The organism is Vibrio sp. 10N.261.55.A7 (assembly GCF_002877365.1).
Lineage (GTDB): Bacteria > Pseudomonadota > Gammaproteobacteria > Enterobacterales > Vibrionaceae > Vibrio.
In genome coordinates, this window is the sequence record NZ_MCWZ01000175.1 from 1 (window position 1) to 1,152 (window position 1,152).

At 47.1% G+C, this 1,152-nt stretch carries 1 protein-coding gene; it reads left to right on the forward strand.

Annotated features, from left to right (window positions below; all coding sequences use genetic code 11):
• Positions 1-1,152 (forward strand): hemagglutinin repeat-containing protein (locus tag BCU12_RS09955; RefSeq protein WP_198599303.1); only part of this gene is annotated, 1,152 nt, incomplete at both ends.

Genomic DNA, 1,152 nt, shown 5'->3' on the forward strand with positions numbered 1-1,152 from the left:
ACCTGACCCCTTTATCCCTTTGTATTTCAATTACATCGAAACAAGACACCAATATCAAAGGCGCAAATGTTGACGCCGACAGCGAGCTTAATGTTACCGTGGGTGGCGACCTTAATATTGCGTCAGTTCAAGATAGACACTCATCCAGCAATAAAGGTGCTGGCGTGAGTGGTGGAACATCCATGGGAGAAGGCGGTGATGTAACGGGCGCCAATGGCGGGCTAAATGCCTCCAACGGCCGAACCAGCAGCAAAGAAACGTTACTCACTACCTTAACCTCTGGCGGCAACGCGAACATTACAGTAGCGAACAATACCGATGTGAAAGGTGCGTTAGTTGCAACGGTCGATGAACAAGGAAAAGACCTTGGCAATCTTAATCTAGCCACGGATACGCTCACTTACGCCGACCTAACCAACAGTCGCTATGAACAAAACCAAAGCATGGGTATCAACAGCAGTGTGGGTGTGCAAGGTGGCGATATAAGTGCGGAAAGCAACTCTACCTCACTTCAATACAGCAATAGCTCGGGTTACAGCAAGAGCAAAACGTTAGCGACGGTTGGCGGGGGGGATTTAACGGTCACTAACCAAGAAGATAGCCATGACCTGACAGCGCTCAATCGCGATACCGAAAACACAGAAAAAGACCTGTTTGATGTTGACCGTCAGCAGGGGGATATTGACGTGACCTTGGATCATCGGTTGTTGAGTGAAGAGGGAAGGGCGCAGATAAAAGAGGACGTCAAGCGGACACACTTAGCTGGGAACGCAATTGCTGATGTAGTCACCGATGAGTCGGTTGAAGTATCAGACACCTTTGAACATATGGATGTACTGCAAAAAGAGTTAGACATCCAGAAGAAGATAGCGTTAGAAAACCCAGAAGCTGCGCAGATATTGAATAACCTTGATATAGCGAATGCTGAAGCTAAGCAATATGCCACAGAGGTTTACTTACAAACCTATGCGGATGTGATGGGGATTACTATTGATGAAGCACGTGTTGTGGCGTTTAAAGGTGGAGCTAAAGGCAATCATTTGGTTCGAAACGGAAAGACCACAGTCGAATTAAATGATGCTGAGACGACCAATGGTGCTGATGCAGCTAACACCATAGTACATGAAGGAACCCATGCTGCTATTAACCAAG